Source organism: Anaerotignum sp. MB30-C6, from assembly GCF_030908465.1.
Taxonomy (GTDB): Bacteria; Bacillota; Clostridia; order Lachnospirales; family Anaerotignaceae; genus Chakrabartyella.
Genome location: NZ_CP133078.1, coordinates 2,159,114 through 2,176,406, shown reverse-complemented (window position 1 = coordinate 2,176,406; position 17,293 = coordinate 2,159,114). Strand labels below are relative to the sequence as shown.

Below are 17,293 nucleotides of genomic sequence, written 5' to 3'. Positions count from 1 at the left end.
CTTTTTTGTTTTTATTTTTATTCAACAGAAAAACAGAAGGAATGAACAAAAAAATTGTCAAAAATGTGTAATTTATGGATTAAAAAAATGTCAAAAAGGTTTCATTTTTTCTGGTAAAGTGTTATTATCAAGAAGTAACATATTTCCAGTTAAAAAAAGGAGGAGTACTATGAAACACGGGAAAAAGGTTTTATCTTCTCTGTTGTCTCTGTCTTTGGTACTAGGTATGTCTGTTCCTGCGTTGGCAGGGGATATGGATGGCAAGCTTGTTGTAGTCCATACAAACGATATGCATGGTTACTATCAGACAACGGAAAAAAACATTGGTATTGCGGGCGTGAAAGGCATTAAAGATTATTATGCTGCCCAAGGCGCAGACGTTCTTCTGTTGGATGCAGGTGACTTTTCCCAGGGGACTACCTTGGTAAATCATGAGAAGGGCTTAAAGGCTGCTGAATATATTGTTTCAGCAGGTTATGATGCAATTTCTTTAGGCAATCATGAATTTGACTTTGGCTTTGAACCTCTTTTGGATATGTTTGCTCTATTGAAAGCAGGAAAAGTCCCTGTTGTAGATGCTAACGTTCTGAAAAAAGGTACAAAGGAACCTTATTTCGGTGAAAGCGTTGTACTGGAAAAGGATGGAATGAAGATTGGTGTATTTGGCTTAGATACAGCTGAAACACAAACAAAGTCCAGCCCTAGCAGCGTAAAAGATTTAGACTTCTTGGATGGAGAAGAAATGATGAAAGCAGCACAGGCTGAAGTGGATGGGCTGAAAGCAAAGGGTTGCGATTATATTATTGCTTTGACCCACTTGGGTGTTGATGATGAAAGTGTGGGCAGACGTTCTACTGATGTTGCCAAAGTAGTGAAGGGCATCGACCTTATGGTAGATGGCCATAGTCATACTGTAATGAACGGCGGAGAAAAGGTTAACGATACTTTAATCGTAAGCACCGGTTCTTATTTGGAAAACGTTGGTACTGTTGTCGTTGATAAGGCTACAAAAGAAACAACAGCAAAACTGATTAGTGCAGCAGATTATGCTAAAAATATTGGTAAATATGACGAAGCCTTAACGAAGATGGTAGCTGCTGATAAAACAGAAGTTGATGCATTCTATGCAGGTCTTTTTGCTAAAACAGAAGTTGCATTAAACGGTGAAAGAGATCCTGGTGTTCGTACAACGGAAACCAACTTAGGTGATTTCTCATCAGATGCATATTTGTACATTGGTAAAAAGTATGCGGAGGAACAGAAGTTAGGCATCAGCGTTGACGTTGCAATTTCTAACGGTGGTGGTATCCGTGCCAGCATTCCTGCAGGGGATATTTCCATGAACACTTTATATACCGTATTCCCTTATGGCAATACCGTAACCTTGGTAACTGTTACAGGTGCGCAGCTTCTTGAAATTTTGGAAGCATCCACATTCTGTACACCAACGGCTTTGGGTGGTTTCCCTCAGATTGCAGGAGCAGAGTACACAATCAATACAGCTGTGGAATATAAAAATGGCGCACAGTATCCCGATTCTACATATTACGCACCAGCTGACCCCGGTAGCCGTGTAACAATTACAAGCGTAGGTGGCAAGGCATTCGATCCTAAGGCTAACTATACTGTAGTTGTAAATAGCTTCCAGGCAGAGGGTGGCGATACATATTATGCTTTAACACAGGGCTCTTTTGTTCAGGATACAGGCATTGTTGATGCGGAAGCATTAATTCAGTATGTTGATTCCTTGGGCGGTGTAATTGGTAAGGAATATGCAGAGCCTCAAGGCAGAATCAAAGTGATTTCTGAGCCTGTTGCACCTGTTGTTCCCGAAGAAAAGACTGAGCAGAAAGTAGTGGAAGAACCTGCAGAAGAACCAGCAAAAGAACCTGAGAAGGAAACAGAGCCAACACCTGTAAGTGAAGCTGATCAGATTGTAGCAGATGTTTACAAGGTTGCAAAAGGTGATAGCTTATGGAAAATCGCAAAGAATCAGTTGGGCGATGGCAATCAGTGGAAAACAATCTTTGAATACAATAAAGACCAAATCAAAGACCCTAGTATGATTTATATCGGTCAGGAATTGGTTATCAGAAAGTAATCCTTGCTACATAAGTGATTAAAAAGGAAATAAAAAAGCGATAATTGTAAATTTACAATTATCGTTTTTTTATAATATGTGTTTGCTTCAACACAAAGGTGAACAATGCAAAGATTCAAAACTATTTTTAGTGAGAGTAGAAGTGTAGATTTACAACGCTTATTTCATATGAATCGTTTAACGTAGAAACGTTTTAATTTCTTGTCATGGTTGATCGTTTTCCTAGCAATAAGGGTAAATCTAGCCTTAGCTAATGTTGAAGAAACCCATAACAGAAAACAAACGTGACAAAACATTTGTGAGTCGATTACAAATAAAGGGAGAGCATAACAATCTATTTGAATGAATTTATTTTCCTTTTAAATTGAATAATACGATACTAATAATAATCATTGCACCGCCAACAAAAGTACCCATATTGGGTATTTCTCTTAAAATGATGAACCCCATAATGGTAGATATCAGGGGTGTGATGAACATAAAATTTGTAACCTCGCTGGTCCGTTCAGCCAAAGACATAGCTTTACCCCAGAGTAAGTAGGCAGCAGCACTGGGAAAAGCTCCCAAATACACAAGGGCAAGAATATGCGTGGTATCGGAGTTTGCCAACTGGCGAATGCCTTCAAATGACCAAAAAACAAGTAAAATTGCACCACAAAGCATACTGTAAGTTACGATTTCTAAGGACGAATATCCTTTTTGTGAAAGCCTTCTGCTTAAAATATTATATCCGCAAAAAAATAGGGAGGCAAAGATTGTCCAAATTAAACCGATATTAATGGAGAAAATACCTTCCCAAAGCAGGAGGATTAAAACTCCCAAAAAGGCCATCAAAATAGAAAGCCAGCCTAGGGGGCGTATAGTTTCGTTATAAAGCTTTGTTGCTACAATTGCCGTAAGGATTGGTGTTATTGCAACAACAATACTGGAAGTGGCAGAGGTAAGGGTTTGAAGACCTGTGTTAAAAGTAATCATGTAAAGGGTGAAGCCCAATCCTCCTGAAAGAAAGAACCAGGGTATATCTTCTTTTTTTGGTTTATGTATATGCTTGTATTTACCGATAATCAAAAGCAAAATTGCAGCAATGCTGCACCGTAAAAAGCCCAAAGGGTTTGACGTAAACTGTTCTTGTACTACTTTTGTAAGGGGGAAGGCAGATGCCCATAAAAACACGGCGAAAAATCCAAGGCCCCATACTTTTTGCTTATTTACCATAGTGTTTCCTCCTGAAATATTCTTTAATTAACTATAACATTTTCATTTCAGAAAGCAAGATGTTTTGGAAGAATAAACGATATTCTTAGGATACTTTTTTAGGTAATGGGAGAAAAGTAGCTGGTATGAGTAGGTACTATTAAACATATAAAATATACTATAGTAATTTCAAATCTTAGAAAGAAATAGGAAGGGTTGTTGCTTTTTACATTTTGATGTGATATAATGGCAAGGATGTTTTTTGCATTTTTTTATTCATATGTATTTTTATGCTACTGTGGCTCAATGGTAGAGCATCTCACTCGTAATGAGAAGGTTGTGGGTTCGATTCCCACCAGTAGCTTGAAAAGACCCCAATATTTAAATATTGGGGTCTTTTTTTTATAAAATCAACTATGAAAATCCCCTCAGTTTCTCATGAATAGGTAAGAGTCCATAAAAATTAGTAGGGAATTTTGTTTATTAATGGCACGAAATGTTTCTATTAATTATTGACATATGCCATTAATGGTCGTACAATTACTTATAAATGGCATATGACATAAACTATTTGGGTCTTTTGATGGTTTGGAAGTAAAGACTATCCATCTTCAAAGGTCTCTATAGGCTCTTACATAGGTGTCCTTTAAGAGCTGTTAAGATGCTAGTACGATGCTAGTACATTAATAATGAAATCGAGACGAGAAAGGAGATTTTTTATGAAAATTGCGATTCCCGTAAATGACATGCGTGAGGAAGCCGAGGTTTGTGTTTCCTTTGGCAGAGCCCCATACTTTTTAATTTATGATACAAATAGCAAGGAGGTCGTATTTTCTAGAAACAAAGCTGCAGAGGCACAGGGGGGCGCAGGGATAAAATCTGCCCAGGCCATTGTGGATGAAAAGGCTAAGGTTTTACTTACCGTGCGTTGCGGACAAAATGCGGCAGAAGTTTTTAACGCAGCCGAAGTTAAGGTTTATAAAACAACGAAGGTAACGGCAAAAGAGAATATTGAAGCTTTTGAGAAGGGTGAGCTTGCATTAATGACGCAGTTTCATGCAGGCTTTCACGGAAAAGCATGAAAGTTGCGGTTTTAAGCGGAAAAGGTGGTACGGGAAAAACCTTCGTTTCCGTTAACCTTGCCGTTACAGCAAAAGAATCAATCTATATTGATTGTGATGTAGAGGAGCCGAACGGACGGTTGTTTTTAAAGCCAAAGAATATCAAAAAAGAAGAAGTCTTTACGCTATTACCCCAATTCCTTGGGGAAAAGTGTATCGGATGTCGTAAATGCGTGGACTTTTGCAGATTTAATGCCCTAGGCTTTATTAAAAACATACCGCTTGTATTTTCAGAAGTTTGTCATTCTTGTGGTGGTTGTGCCATTGTTTGTCCAAGTGGGGCAATAAGTGAAACAAAACGACCCATTGGAGTTGTGGAAGATGGCTTTTATAAGTCTGTTCGTGTGATTACGGGAGAGCTTAACGTGGGAGAAACAAGTGGTGTTCCTGTGATCCGCACTGCACTGGACAGAACGCCGATAAATGAAAACATTACAGTGATAGATTGCCCGCCGGGAAGTGCTTGCACAGTAATGGAAAGCGTGGAAATTGCCGACTACTGTGTTCTTGTAGCCGAGGCAACGGCCTTTGGTCTTCATAACTTTCAGATGGTGTATGAACTGGTGTCTCTATTGCAAAAGCCTTGCGGTGTTGTGATCAATAAAGCTGATGGCTCTTATTCTCATTTGGAAAGTTTTTGCAAAGAACGAAACATTCCTGTGTTTTGTCGCATTCCATATAAAGAAAACTTGGCTCAGATTGGTGCAAAGGCAGGAATTGCCGTAGAAGAGGATGGGGAGATGAAAGAGCAGTTTTCAGAGCTTTTAGGAAAAATCAAAAGGGAGGTGGAGAAATGAAAAAACTCCTGATTTTAAGTGGAAAAGGTGGTACGGGAAAGACCACAACCGCCGCCGCTTTTATTGATTTTTCAAAAACCAAGGGTTTTGCTGACTGTGATGTGGATGCTCCTAATTTACACCTTGTTGCGGGAGTAAAGACTGACCCCAAAAAAGGAGTTTTTATGGTTCGGAAAAAGCTGTAATTAACCCAGATAAGTGTGTGGGTTGCGGTGTTTGCCATAAAAATTGTCGTTTCGGTGCAATCAGCAAGGATAAATCATCCTTTTCCATCAACCCCTATGCCTGTGAGGGATGCGGTGTTTGTATGCACACTTGTCCTTCGGGAGCAGTTACCATGGAAGAGGATGTGGCGGGAGAGTTGATGCTTTATGAAGAGGAACGAGTTTTTTCCACGGCAAAACTAAAAATGGGACGGGGCACATCGGGTAAGTTGGTAACTGAAGTGAAAAATCAACTGGATGGCGCTGTAAATAAGGGAGAGTTTGCCATTATCGATGGCTCCCCGGGCATTGGTTGCCCGGTGATTGCCTCCATAAGCGGCGTGGACATGGTACTGATTGTTGCCGAGCCTTCTCTTTCGGGCATTAGCGATATGAAACGAATTTTAAGAACGGCGGAGATATTTCAAACGAAAACCGCTGTTTGCGTGAATAAATTTAATACTTGCATAGAAAATACAAATGAAATTGAACAACTATGTTTCAAAGAAGGAATCCCTTTTGTTGGTCGCATTCCTTATGATAATGAGGCGTCCATGGCAATCAATGCAGGTCATAGCTTGGCAAGAATCAATTGCCCTGCAAGGGATGCGTTACTTCAAGTTTATGAAAATGTAAAGGGAATGTTATAACTTAGAATACCTTTCGGTGTTATGGTGTGGTTATAGGGAACCTTACGATTTAAGGAAATCGTATAAAAAAGCTTTTTTTGATATAAAGGAATCCAAATTAAACTATTTATATAAAAGGAGAATGAATATGAAAATTGCAGTAGCATGTATGGGTGAATTGGTAGCACAGCACTTCGGACATTGTGAAAACTTCAGTACCTTTGAAACAGAAAATGGAAAAATAACTGAGGTAAAGAGTATTGCAAACCCAGGACATAAGCCAGGATTTTTACCTAACTTTTTAGGTGATATGGGTGTAAATGTTATTATCTCTGGCGGTATGGGCGGCGGTGCCGTAGAGATTTTTAATGAAAGAAAAATTGAGGTCATTGTAGGTGCATCAGGGAATGCCCGTCAGGCGGTGGAAAGTTATCTAAAAGGCGAATTAAAATCCACAGGGTCAATTTGTCATGAGCATGCCCACGCACACGAGTGCGGCAATCATTAACCGAAAGAGGTTCCACTGATAAAAAACAGTTGATAGACTTAATAGAACTTCTGAAAGGGGGATTCCTACAATGGGACTACCTCTTTCTTTTTCAATAAAAACTTGCGAAAAAGATCCATTGAAGTTGTTTTCTTTTCTTGATGGAAGATTTCTTGGGTGTTATAATGGTGAAAGTTATCATACTTGCTATACCCAAGGAGGGGATTTTGTGGATATAAAAAAAGAAGTTGAGGAAATGCGTAGAAATATGATTCGTCTATACATAAACCATAAGGCAGAGTATGTTTGTGGTGGGACACGATTTGGCGGTGTGCCCGATGTTCCAGAGGACTTTGTTTGGCCAACCTTTGAAACAAGTACATTCGACGATGACAAAGTGAGGCTTCGTCCCCTTAGTTTTCTTGCCCAATTTAACTGTGCTGAAATTTCTTCTTTGGATAAAGAAGGGCTTTTGCCCCGTACAGGCTTACTTTCTTTTTTTTATGAAATTGGTTCCCAGTTATGGGGCTATGACCCCAAGGATGCAGGATGTGCCCGAGTGTATTGGTTTGAAGATATAGCATCCTTGTCTAAAGCAAAATTCCCTGAAGATTTGGATGAGGATTACCGCTTTGCTGAACTTCAAATTAAGGCTGCAATTGAAAAATCTATGCCATCCTTTGAGGACTTCGCCTTTGGACGAGAAGACTTTTATCGAGGGGATGGCTATGAAATATTTGAAAATATCTGCAAAGAATTAGGGCATGAAATGCCTGAGAATGCCTCTAAGCTCCTGGGATGGCCTGATGTGATTCAAAATAATATGACACTAGAATGCGAATTAGTCAGCCGAGGTCACTACTTAGGAGGCGGCTTTGACCATATCCCCAAAAGTGATATGGATGAGGCAAGGAAAACTTCCATGGAAAGCTGGAGATTGTTGTTCCAGTTAGATACAGTTGGTTATAAGGACTTTGAACTTATGTTTGGCGATTGTGGCCGCATTTACTTTTATATCCGCAAAGAGGACTTAATGGCAAGACAATTTGATAAAACATGGCTTATTTTACAATGCTTTTAAATTCATATATTATGAAGGTTTTAAAAATGAGTTGTAAAATACGTTAGGGTGTCATCATAGCGATGACACCCTAACGTATTTATGGCTAAAAACCTTCTAAAAGACGTTATTTTATAATCAGAAAGGCTTTGCTGCTTTTACCCCACGAAGTACAGTTGCTCCATTACCTTTGCCGCCATGACTCCCACCCAAATTAAGGGGAGCGGTGGGCAGTTCTATTTCCTTCTCTGGAAAGGAAGAGAGGGTATCCCCATCTAAAGAATGGATGAGGGAGATGCATTTTGCAAGGACATCATGAGCCAGACTGATATCTTTGACGGTGGCCTTTCCATGGCATTTAAGGGGTTTAATAAGTTGCTCCCCTTGTTCCCGGGGTAGCACTTCTTACATCCATGCCGCAAACGGTGTTGTTTTGCCCCATTACAACGGTTACGCTGTTTTTCCTTAAGGTCTTTTCTCTTGCCCAACCTTTATAGCCTAAACATCTAAAATGATATGCATCATGGGATTGTCCTTCAAGGGTTTTTCTTACATAATACAAGGTTTTCATGTTTTTGGAGCGATGATCGCCCTTGGATATGCACCAAAAAAAATGTCCGGCTATACAATATGGGTAAGATGCTTTTTGGAGGGATCAGCATGGGGTATTACTTGGTTGAGGGTGGAAAACCCATTGGCGGAGAGTTTGCGGTGAGAGGGAGCAAAAACGCAGCACTACCTATTTTAGCAGCAACACTTCTTGCAGAGGATGAAGTGGTGTTGGAAAATTGCCCGTTGATTCGTGACTTTTATCTAACGTTAGATATCTTAAAAACGTTAGGATGTGAGGTGGAGCTTACAGGCAGGACGGCAGTCATCGATACAAGGCAAATTCAAGATGTGGAGATTCGGGAGGAAACGGTTCAAAAGATGCGTTCCTCCATCCTTTTTTTAGGCGCCCTTTTGGGCCGAGAAAAAAGAGCTATATTGGGTCATCCAGGGGGCTGTGCCATTGGAAAACGTCCTATTGACATTCATTTAAGCTCTTTTGAAAAAATGGGAGTGAAAATTCAGGAGGAAGATGGGCTGTTTCATTGTTCTGCGCCCCATATTTTGGGGTACCATATTTACCTGAACTATCCAAGTGTAGGTGCAACAGAAAACATTTTGCTTTTGGCCGCAAAGGCAGAAGGAGTTACAGTGATTCACAATGCGGCAAGAGAACCAGAGATTGTTGCCTTGGTTCGTTTTTTACGTGCCTGCGGAGCAGAGATTTATGGAGAGGGAACTCCTTCCATTATGATTGAAGGGGTTAAAAAGCTTCATGGGGCATATTTTTCCATACCTTCAGACCGAATAGAGGCGGGTACATTTCTTTGTGCGTCTGCTATGACGGGTGGGGAGCTTCATCTATTAGGCGTTGAGAAAAATGATATTGAAACAACGGTGGATGTTTTAGTAAAAACGGGGTGTCAGTTTACCTTTGAATCGGATCGATTATGGATGAAACCACCAAAAGAGTTAAGGTCAAGTTTTTCATTGGTGACAGGTCCTTTTCCGGGATTTCCCACAGATATGCAGCCCTTAATCATGAGTCTATTGACATTGGCAAAGGGAACTTGTATGATTAGTGAAACGGTATTTGAAGCACGGTTCCGCCATGCGGAAGAACTTTGTCGTATGGGGGCAGATATTGTTGTAGAGGATAGAATTGCACGGATTAAGGGGTGCCAAAGGTTACATGGAGCGGAGGTTTTTGGTCGAGATTTACGAGGCGGTGCCGCCCTTTTGATTGCAGCTTTGGCAGCAGAAGGAAAAAGTGTAATTTACGGTTCCGAGTATGTGGAACGAGGGTACGAAAAAATTGAGGACGCCTTTTCGTTGTTAGGCGGCACTGTGCGGCTAATGGAGTGAAAACAATGGCAAAGAAAAAAAAGAGACCCATGGATAATGTGGAATTATTAGATGAACTTGAATATTATGAAAGGCCCAAAAGAGGGCGAGGGATAAATCCTAAATTTATCATCGGTTTTCTTTTACTTGTGATTATCATTTCGGGGATTTTATTTTCTCCTCTTTTTGCTGTGAAAGAAATCCGTTCGGAAGGGGTAGAGCATTTTACTACCACTGAATTGGCAGAGATGATTTCTCTTTCTCCGGGAGAGAATTTGATTTTTTTTGGAAAAAGCAAAGCAATAGAAATTTTGGAACAAGATCCTTACATTGCCCAGGCTAGTTTAAAGAAAGAATTGCCTGATACCATGGTGATTCAGATTAAGGAGCGTAAAGTAAGAGGATATGTACCTTATATGGGTGCGTATCTTTACATAGATGAAGAAGGGCGGGTTTTAGAAACACAAAACGCCTTTCATGAGGCTTTACCTGTGGTAAGAGGCCTTAAATTTGACAGTTTTATATTGGGAGAGGTTCTTCCGGCAGAGAATAAGGACTCCCTCCAGGTGGTTTTGCAGATGTCTCAAATGATGAAAAAGTATGACCTTCTGGACATGGTTGTGGAAATTGACGTAACAGATCCAAAAGATACGTATGCATATGTAAATAAGGTTGAGATTCGATTGGGCGATATGAAGGATTCCGACCAAAAGGTTCGTATTATGGGGGAAATCATGAGGACCATTCCGAAAGAGGATAGAGGTACCTTAGATCTGAGAGACTTGAGTAAACCCATTATTTTTCAATACCTCACATAATCTGTAAAAAGGGGACAAGCTATGAGAAAGAACTATCATTTTATGGCACTTACTTTAATTTGTGTTTTTTTAGGCGTCATTATTGGTGTTCAGTATAATACAGTCAAAAAGCAAAATAGCCTTACAGAAAATCAGCGTCTTACAGAATTAACGGCAACCTTAAAAAAGGTGCAGGAAGAAAATAAGGCTCTGCAGGCTCATTTGGAGGAAAAAGAAAAAATAATTAAAGACTATGAAAGTGGGCTAAATTATGGTGCGACCATTGGAAACCTGCAAAACGAAGTGCAACAGCTTCGTTTATTTAGTGGCCTTACAGAGGTAGAAGGTGCAGGCATTGTTGTAACCATGAATGATAGCAGTACAAAAAAAGGTGGAGATAGCAACGCTTATTTGGTACATGCCGAGGATATTCTGTCAGTGCTTAATGAATTGAATGTGGCAGGAGCTGAGGCGGTTTCCATAAATGGACAGCGTATTGTTGGAATAAGCAGCGTAAGCTGTGCTGGCTCTATTGTTATGGTAAATGGGGAACGGGTTGCCGCTCCTTTTGAAATATTAGCAGTTGGCGATGGCGATATTATGCAGTCAGCATTAAGATTTCCTGGCGGTGTTGTGGATAACTTAGCTCCTTGGGGAATTGAAATTACCATTCGCAAAGAAGCGAGAGTTGTAGTTCCCCCATACACCCAATCAGTGCTTTGGAAAGCACCTGTTTCGGATCAGGAGGTGGTCGGATGATTGCGCCCATTTTTGGTTTACTTTGTGGTGTTTTTATTGGCGTTGCAAGTGGCGCTGTGATACCCTATGGGTATTCGGGTTATGTGGCTATGGCAATTTTAGCCTGTTTAGATTCAGTTTTAGGGGGAATTTATGCCATTTTACAAAAACAGTTTGACCTTAAAGTATTTGCCAGCGGTTTTTTCTGCAACGGTATCCTTGCCGTAGGTTTGGTTTGGCTAGGAAATCAACTTAATATGAATCTTTCTATCGCTGCGGTGGTAGTTTTTGGCTCCCGTATTTTCAATAATTTTAGTCAGATACGGAGATTTTTATTGAATAAAACTGAAAAAAAGATTATAGTATTTACGGAAAAAGAAGAATAATGCGGTAAAAAAACCAAAATTTTTCTGAATTGTTTCCTTTTGCTATGGCAAGAAAGGTTATTTTCGTGTATAATTATTATTATGTATTTCTTGATAATTAGGAGGGGATTTTTTTGCTCGAGTTTGATATCCCAATGAGCAGTATGGCACAGATAAAAGTAATCGGCGTTGGTGGCGGTGGCAACAACGCTGTTGACAGAATGATTGAAGATGGTTTAGATGGTGTTGAGTTTATCTCAATTAATACAGATGGACAAGCTCTTACAAAGGCTAGATCAACAACTAAAATCCAAATTGGCGAAAAGTTGACAAAAGGCCTTGGTGCAGGGGGTAACCCTGAAATCGGCGAAAAATCCGTAGATGAAACACAGGATGAAATTGCTCAGGCTTTACGTGGTTCTGACATGGTATTCATTACCGCTGGTATGGGCGGTGGCACAGGGACAGGTGCAGCACCTAGAATTGCATCAATCTCCAAAGAATTAGGTATTTTAACTGTTGGCGTTGTAACAAAACCTTTTAATTTTGAAGGTAAGAAAAGAATGAGCAACGCAGAAAAAGGTATTCTTGAATTAAAGAAAAATGTTGATACTTTGGTTATCATTCCGAACCAAAGATTATTGAGTATTATTGATAAGAAGACAACCCTTACCGAAGCTTTCAAAAAAGCTGATGAAATTTTGCGTCAAGGTGTACAGGGAATTGCGGATTTGATTTCAAAGCCAGGTGTCATTAACTTGGACTTTGCCGATGTGCGTACAGTTATGGCAAACAAGGGTGTTGCACATATGGGTATTGGCCATGCCACTGGTGAAAACAAAGCTGAAATAGCTGCCAAAATGGCAATTCAGAGTCCTTTATTGGAAACAACAATTGAAGGCGCAAAAAGCGTATTAATTAATTTTAGTGGTGATATGAACCTTGGTTTGATGGAAACAGAGGAAGCTGCGGACTTAATTAGAGAAGCCATTGATCCTGATGCAGAAATCATCTTTGGTACAACAATTAACGACGAGCTTGATGACGAAGTTATTGTTACTGTTATTGCAACAGGTCTTGATGGTGATATACCCGTGCCCGAGGTTAAGAAACCTGAGCCTGCTGTGGTTGCAAAAGAAGAAGTTCAAGAAGAAAACAAAGAAGAAGAAGTTCGTCCAAGAAGATTTGCTGATTTAGACGATTTTGAATCAGAAATCAAAATTCCTGATTTTTTGACAAGAAAGAAATTCTGATACATACAAATTTAGGCAGATGGTTTATCCACCTGCCTTTTTGTTTTGCTAATTTTAGTGCCATCTACTGCTAACTATGCGGTTTGATAGGTTGAAAGTGGTTCTGAATCACCAAAAGTCAACGAAATTTTGTTATAACAGACATACAGATATTGCATTAAAATGGATGCTGATGCAAACCAGTGTATGAACAAAGGATGCATTAGAAAAGTAGTATCTTTTATTGAAATTGAAACTAATTCTATTATTATCTTAAGATTAAACTTATCAAGCCTTCTCTCAGAAAATTCCCTTTTTACTCTCCCTTATCGTGGGCACACACCAAAGGCAATACTGCTAAAATTTTATATCCAAGGTTTTTAACACAGTCAGTCCTAAAGCCGAAGGTAAAAAAATGATCTTCCTTTTATCCCATTACTGGCTAAATTTTCAACAAGTAACAGTATGCTGGCAGTAAACAGAAAAGGCCACATCACTTCAAATGTCTGCCCCTGTTTTAATATCATTGAGTTTAATTTATGCATCTAAATACACACTAGTAGTAATCATCTTGAAAAGAAGGTATTTACTCGTGTTAGTCAAAATGTCTGTTATTTTATTTCTGGTAAGTTACAAAATTTATGAACTCTCTATTTGTAAATTCCACGTTTTAAAGAATAAGCCGCTAGGAATATCCATCGCACAGAAAAACTGAAAATGAAGCCAGTATGTTTCTTTCAGTGTTTTGCGAGTAGTCCACAAAAAAATGGGGAAAATAGTTTTGTATAAATTTGGAGTATAAATATGTTAGTCATTCGTCAAAGGACAAAGGCGATCTGAAAGTGACAATTTACATAGATTTAACATTGAAATGATTTTTCATTTAACATTATCTATGTATACTTTGCTTGTATCCAAATAATTGATTCGTAAAAAGGAGAGGTAAACATGAAAAAGAAATTAGGCTTAGGCTTGGTTATGTTAATGTTAACAAGTGCATTGGTAGGTTGCGGTGGTTCTTCCGATAATGGGGAAAATACAGGAGCAGATACCGGTGCTGAAGCAAGTGGAAATGCGGCAGCAATTACAGTTGTTTCTAGAGAAGATGGCTCCGGTACAAGAGGTGCATTTATTGAATTGTTTGGTGTGGAAGAAAAGGATGCGGAGGGCACTAAGGTAGATTATACTGCAGACACGGCAGAAATCACAAACAGTACAGCCGTAATGATGCAGACAATCGCAGGCAATAAAAATGCAATCGGCTACATTTCCTTAGGTTCTTTGAACGATACAGTGAAGGCGTTGGAAATCGATGGGGCTGCAGCAACCGTAGATAATATCAAAAGTGGTACTTATAAAATTTCCAGACCATTTAACATTGCAACAAAAGACGAAGTAACGCCAGCGGCACAGGACTTTATCAACTTCATCATGAGTGAAGAAGGACAAGCTGTTGTTGAAGAAAATGGTTATATCAGTCAGGGTAACACAGGTGCATACGCAGCAAGCGATGTTGAAGGTAAAGTAACTGTTGCAGGTTCTTCCTCTGTATCCCCAGTAATGGAAAAATTGAAAGAGGCTTATGCAAAAGTGAACACAAGTGTTACCGTTGAAGTTCAGCAGAGTGATTCCACAACAGGAATGACATCTACCATCGAAGGTATTTGTGATTTCGGCATGGCTTCTAGAGCATTAAAAGATAGTGAACTTGAAAAAGGTCTTACACCCACAGTCATTGCAATGGATGGTATCGCAGTTATTGTAAATAACGAAAATTCCGTAAATGGTTTAGCAAGTGCTCAGGTTAAGGATATTTTCACTGGAGTAGCTACAGATTGGAGTATTGCTGAATAATTCCATAATAGTTAAGACTTACAAAAGAAAAATACTTTGTCGAAGTACCAAAGATAAAAAATGAAGTCATAAGTTTTCAAGGTCAAAAGCTTTTGAGAACGGAAGCATACGGGAAAACAACTAACTCTTCAATCTTCTTTCCCTATTAGCTTTAAAACCTATGGTTTCATGAAAGGTTTTCCAAATTGCTCTGTATCCTTTAAAAAGCTTTGATCTTGTTTCATATACGACGGGCCTAGAAGAAGGTTCCGTCATTTTATTCAAATAAAAAAAGCACTTCACTGATTCATTCAGGGTAAATAAATGAATTTTTAGATTTACAAAAAATGTTCCATTCCTTTTGTGGTCGAGGAGGACTTATATGAAAGAAAAAGCAATGCAATGGGTTTTCTTGGCTGCGGCCAGTATCTCCATTTTGGCAGTAGCATTAATATGTATTTTCCTATTTGCAAATGGTGTGCCTGCAATTCAGAAAATTGGTATTTTTAACTTCCTTACAGGAATAAAGTGGAAGCCTTCCAATGAATTGTTTGGCATTTTCCCCATGATTCTTGGAAGTATTTATGTAACGGCAGGGGCTATCATAATCGGTGTACCTTTGGGAATGCTTTGCGCCGTATTTTTAGCACATTTTTGCCCTGAAAAATTGTATAAAATTATCAAGCCTGCAATTGAGCTTTTGGCAGGCATTCCTTCCATCGTTTACGGTTTTTTTGGCTTGGTAGTTCTTGTTCCCATTATGCAAAATTTATTTGGGGGAAGTGGTAAGGGTGTACTTACAGCCTCAATTCTTTTGGGGATTATGATTTTACCTACGGTAATTGGGGTTGCCGAGGCTGCAATTCGTGCAGTACCAAACACCTATTATGAAGGTGCCTTGGCACTTGGCATTACCCATGAAAGAAGTGTATTTTTCACAGTTGTGCCTGCGGCAAAGCAAGGAATCTTTGCTGGGGTTGTTTTAGGTATCGGTCGTGCCATTGGGGAAACCATGGCGGTTATTATGGTTGCGGGAAACCAGGCCATTATACCTACTGGATTATTTAGCGGTGTAAGGACTTTAACTGCCAATATTGTTATGGAAATGGGATATGCGGCAGATTTGCATAGAGAGGCACTTTTGGGTACAGCGGTTGTTTTATTTGTATTCATTTTGATTATCAATCTTAGCTTCTCCTTCTTAAAAAGGAGGGATTCCTAGTGGAAACAAAGGCGATTAATAATATTTCATATAAAGAAAAGATAAAAGGATATAAGAAAGATCCATTTTCTGCTTTGCTCTTAGTTTTAGTAGTTTTGGCGGCAGTGATTACCATGGGTGTTTTAGTATCCTTGGTGGTTTATATTGTTGCAAAAGGTGTACCCAATATTACGCCTGAACTTTTTGCTTGGGAATATAACACAGAGAATGTTTCCATGATGCCGGCAATTATCAATACTTTAATTATTACGTTAGTATCTTTATTTTTTGCGGTGCCCATCGGTATTTTTTCCGCAATCTATTTGGCGGAGTACGCAAAAAGAGGAAATCGTTTTATCCCTGTGGTTAGGCTGACAACGGAAACCCTAGCAGGGATTCCTTCTATTGTTTTTGGTTTATTTGGCTATCTTTTGTTTAATATTTACTTGGGTTGGGGATACAGTATTTTAGGAGGCGCCTTAACCTTAGCAATTATGATTTTACCTTTGATTATGCGAACAACAGAAGAAGCATTGCTCTCTGTTTCTGATATGTATCGTGAAGGTAGCTTTGGCCTTGGTGCAGGGAAGCTGCGTACAGTTTTTCGAATTGTTTTGCCCTCAGCGGTTCCTGGTATTTTATCTGGTGTTATCCTATCCATTGGCCGAATTGTGGGTGAAACCGCAGCGTTACTGTATCCTGCAGGCACGGCACCCGTTGTACCAAGTAGTATGATGGAGTCAGGCAGAACTTTAGCGGTACATATGTATGCACTGCTAAATGAAGGACTTTATACGGAACAAGCCTATGCTACAGCCGTTGTTTTATTAGTGTTAGTGATTGGAATTAATGCGCTTTCAGCGTTTATTGCAAAGAGAGTAGGGGTGAAGGGATGAGTAAAATATCCATTTCCGATTTGGAGTTATACTATGGCAATTTTAAAGCCTTAAAAAATATAAATTTAGCACTTCCCGAGAAAGAAATCACAGCATTCATTGGGCCTTCTGGTTGTGGAAAATCCACACTGTTGAAATCGCTAAATCGTATGAATGATTTGATTGAAGGATGCAAGATTACGGGCACGGTGTTGTTGGATGGGGAAGATATTTATAATGGCATGGACATTAATCTTTTGCGTAAGAGGGTTGGTATGGTGTTTCAAAAGCCAAATCCATTCCCAATGAGTATTTACGATAATGTTGCCTTTGGCCCTCGAACCCACGGCATTCGTTCCAAGGTGAAGTTGGATGAAATCGTAGAAAAAGCCCTTCGTGATGCAGCCATTTGGGATGAAGTGAAAGATAGACTAAAGAAAAACGCCTTGGGCATGAGTGGTGGTCAGCAGCAAAGGCTTTGTATTGCCAGAGCTTTGGCGGTTCAGCCAGAAGTATTGCTTATGGATGAGCCTACAAGTGCCCTAGACCCCATCTCCACATCCCGTATAGAAGACCTTGTCTTGGAGCTGAAAAAGGAGTACACTATTGTTATGGTTACTCACAATATGCAACAAGCAGCACGTATCTCTGATAATACAGCATTCTTCCTATTGGGAGATGTGGTTGAATATGGTGAGACAGAGGAGTTGTTCTCCATGCCAAAGGATAAACGTACAGAAGATTATATTACTGGGAGGTTTGGCTGA

18 protein-coding genes and 1 tRNA gene are annotated in these 17,293 nt (G+C 39.5%); 17 read left to right on the top strand and 2 right to left on the bottom strand.

What is annotated here, in order from left to right; genetic code table 11:
• Window positions 1-169 precede the first annotated feature (169 nt).
• Window positions 170-2,101, top strand: coding sequence for a 5'-nucleotidase C-terminal domain-containing protein (locus RBQ60_RS10625; RefSeq protein ID WP_307883676.1), 1,932 nt, complete (start codon window positions 170-172; stop codon window positions 2,099-2,101).
• 348 nt (window positions 2,102-2,449) lie between these two features.
• Here RBQ60_RS10625 and RBQ60_RS10620 read toward each other — a convergent pair whose 3' ends face one another.
• Window positions 2,450-3,316: a DMT family transporter gene (locus RBQ60_RS10620; protein ID WP_307883675.1), complete on the bottom strand. Its 867-nt coding sequence runs from the start codon at window positions 3,314-3,316 to the stop codon at window positions 2,450-2,452.
• A gap of 271 nt (window positions 3,317-3,587) precedes the next feature.
• Between RBQ60_RS10620 and RBQ60_RS10615 the strand changes: the two genes are divergently transcribed.
• The 7 genes from RBQ60_RS10615 to RBQ60_RS10590 all read left to right on the top strand — a co-directional run bounded on the left by RBQ60_RS10615 (window position 3,588) and on the right by RBQ60_RS10590 (window position 7,613).
• Window positions 3,588-3,659 (top strand) — tRNA-Thr (locus tag RBQ60_RS10615).
• Window positions 3,660-4,014: 355 nt separating this feature from the next.
• Window positions 4,015-4,377 carry a NifB/NifX family molybdenum-iron cluster-binding protein gene (locus RBQ60_RS10610; RefSeq protein WP_307883674.1) on the top strand — a complete coding sequence of 121 codons (363 nt, stop codon included), beginning with the start codon at window positions 4,015-4,017 and terminating at the stop codon, window positions 4,375-4,377.
• Window positions 4,374-5,213 (top strand): ATP-binding protein, encoded by an 840-nt coding sequence (locus tag RBQ60_RS10605; protein ID WP_307883673.1) that lies wholly within the window; start codon window positions 4,374-4,376, stop codon window positions 5,211-5,213. The genes RBQ60_RS10610 and RBQ60_RS10605 overlap by 4 nt, the downstream gene beginning before the upstream one ends.
• Entirely contained in the window at window positions 5,210-5,398 is a 189-nt protein-coding gene (locus RBQ60_RS15365; protein ID WP_331654184.1) for a nucleotide-binding protein, read from the top strand. Before RBQ60_RS10605 ends, RBQ60_RS15365 begins: the two co-directional genes overlap by 4 nt.
• Window positions 5,399-5,415: 17 nt before the next feature.
• On the top strand, window positions 5,416-6,066 hold the full coding sequence (locus tag RBQ60_RS10600) for a 4Fe-4S binding protein (RefSeq protein WP_331654183.1): 651 nt from the start codon (window positions 5,416-5,418) through the stop codon (window positions 6,064-6,066).
• A gap of 127 nt (window positions 6,067-6,193) precedes the next feature.
• Window positions 6,194-6,553: a NifB/NifX family molybdenum-iron cluster-binding protein gene (locus RBQ60_RS10595; protein ID WP_307883672.1), complete on the top strand. Its 360-nt coding sequence runs from the start codon at window positions 6,194-6,196 to the stop codon at window positions 6,551-6,553.
• A gap of 208 nt (window positions 6,554-6,761) precedes the next feature.
• Window positions 6,762-7,613, top strand: coding sequence for a YwqG family protein (locus tag RBQ60_RS10590; protein WP_307883671.1), 852 nt, complete (start codon window positions 6,762-6,764; stop codon window positions 7,611-7,613).
• Between the two features lie 346 nt (window positions 7,614-7,959).
• On the opposite strand, the gene RBQ60_RS10585 is transcribed toward RBQ60_RS10590, so the two are convergent.
• A complete protein-coding gene (locus RBQ60_RS10585; protein WP_307883670.1) occupies window positions 7,960-8,154 on the bottom strand; it encodes a hypothetical protein in 195 nt (64 codons plus the stop codon).
• A 98-nt stretch (window positions 8,155-8,252) separates the two neighbouring features.
• Between RBQ60_RS10585 and murA the strand changes: the two genes are divergently transcribed.
• From murA to pstB, 9 genes are all read left to right on the top strand, one after another.
• Window positions 8,253-9,506: a UDP-N-acetylglucosamine 1-carboxyvinyltransferase gene (murA, locus tag RBQ60_RS10580; RefSeq protein ID WP_307883669.1), complete on the top strand. Its 1,254-nt coding sequence runs from the start codon at window positions 8,253-8,255 to the stop codon at window positions 9,504-9,506.
• Between the two features lie 5 nt (window positions 9,507-9,511).
• The gene (locus RBQ60_RS10575; RefSeq protein WP_307883668.1) at window positions 9,512-10,303 is read left to right on the top strand and encodes a cell division protein FtsQ/DivIB; all 792 of its coding nucleotides are present in this window, start codon (window positions 9,512-9,514) and stop codon (window positions 10,301-10,303) included.
• Between the two features lie 21 nt (window positions 10,304-10,324).
• A complete protein-coding gene (locus RBQ60_RS10570; protein WP_307883667.1) occupies window positions 10,325-11,041 on the top strand; it encodes a DUF881 domain-containing protein in 717 nt (238 codons plus the stop codon).
• Window positions 11,038-11,406, top strand: coding sequence for a small basic family protein (locus RBQ60_RS10565; protein ID WP_307883666.1), 369 nt, complete (start codon window positions 11,038-11,040; stop codon window positions 11,404-11,406). Before RBQ60_RS10570 ends, RBQ60_RS10565 begins: the two co-directional genes overlap by 4 nt.
• Window positions 11,407-11,519: 113 nt before the next feature.
• A complete protein-coding gene (gene ftsZ, locus RBQ60_RS10560; RefSeq protein ID WP_307883665.1) occupies window positions 11,520-12,638 on the top strand; it encodes a cell division protein FtsZ in 1,119 nt (372 codons plus the stop codon).
• Window positions 12,639-13,565: 927 nt separating this feature from the next.
• Window positions 13,566-14,471 (top strand): substrate-binding domain-containing protein, encoded by a 906-nt coding sequence (locus RBQ60_RS10555; protein WP_307883664.1) that lies wholly within the window; start codon window positions 13,566-13,568, stop codon window positions 14,469-14,471.
• 361 nt (window positions 14,472-14,832) lie between these two features.
• Entirely contained in the window at window positions 14,833-15,672 is an 840-nt protein-coding gene (gene pstC, locus RBQ60_RS10550) for a phosphate ABC transporter permease subunit PstC (protein ID WP_307883663.1), read from the top strand.
• Window positions 15,672-16,547: a phosphate ABC transporter permease PstA gene (pstA, locus tag RBQ60_RS10545; protein ID WP_307883662.1), complete on the top strand. Its 876-nt coding sequence runs from the start codon at window positions 15,672-15,674 to the stop codon at window positions 16,545-16,547. The genes pstC and pstA overlap by 1 nt, the downstream gene beginning before the upstream one ends.
• Window positions 16,544-17,293 (top strand): phosphate ABC transporter ATP-binding protein PstB, encoded by a 750-nt coding sequence (gene pstB, locus RBQ60_RS10540; RefSeq protein WP_307883661.1) that lies wholly within the window; start codon window positions 16,544-16,546, stop codon window positions 17,291-17,293. The genes pstA and pstB overlap by 4 nt, the downstream gene beginning before the upstream one ends.

What these genes read in the sequence shown, in the direction of transcription:
- RBQ60_RS10625 (WP_307883676.1), top strand. Translation starts at nt 170, where the DNA reads ATGAAACACGGGAAAAAGGTTTTATCTTCTCTGTTGTCTCTGTCTTTG.
- RBQ60_RS10620 (WP_307883675.1), bottom strand. Translation starts at nt 3,316, where the DNA reads ATGGTAAATAAGCAAAAAGTATGGGGCCTTGGATTTTTCGCCGTGTTT.
- RBQ60_RS10610 (WP_307883674.1), top strand. Translation starts at nt 4,015, where the DNA reads ATGAAAATTGCGATTCCCGTAAATGACATGCGTGAGGAAGCCGAGGTT.
- RBQ60_RS10605 (WP_307883673.1), top strand. Translation starts at nt 4,374, where the DNA reads ATGAAAGTTGCGGTTTTAAGCGGAAAAGGTGGTACGGGAAAAACCTTC.
- RBQ60_RS15365 (WP_331654184.1), top strand. Translation starts at nt 5,210, where the DNA reads ATGAAAAAACTCCTGATTTTAAGTGGAAAAGGTGGTACGGGAAAGACC.
- RBQ60_RS10595 (WP_307883672.1), top strand. Translation starts at nt 6,194, where the DNA reads ATGAAAATTGCAGTAGCATGTATGGGTGAATTGGTAGCACAGCACTTC.
- murA (WP_307883669.1), top strand. Translation starts at nt 8,253, where the DNA reads ATGGGGTATTACTTGGTTGAGGGTGGAAAACCCATTGGCGGAGAGTTT.
- RBQ60_RS10575 (WP_307883668.1), top strand. Translation starts at nt 9,512, where the DNA reads ATGGCAAAGAAAAAAAAGAGACCCATGGATAATGTGGAATTATTAGAT.
- RBQ60_RS10570 (WP_307883667.1), top strand. Translation starts at nt 10,325, where the DNA reads ATGAGAAAGAACTATCATTTTATGGCACTTACTTTAATTTGTGTTTTT.
- RBQ60_RS10565 (WP_307883666.1), top strand. Translation starts at nt 11,038, where the DNA reads ATGATTGCGCCCATTTTTGGTTTACTTTGTGGTGTTTTTATTGGCGTT.
- RBQ60_RS10555 (WP_307883664.1), top strand. Translation starts at nt 13,566, where the DNA reads ATGAAAAAGAAATTAGGCTTAGGCTTGGTTATGTTAATGTTAACAAGT.
- pstC (WP_307883663.1), top strand. Translation starts at nt 14,833, where the DNA reads ATGAAAGAAAAAGCAATGCAATGGGTTTTCTTGGCTGCGGCCAGTATC.
- pstB (WP_307883661.1), top strand. Translation starts at nt 16,544, where the DNA reads ATGAGTAAAATATCCATTTCCGATTTGGAGTTATACTATGGCAATTTT.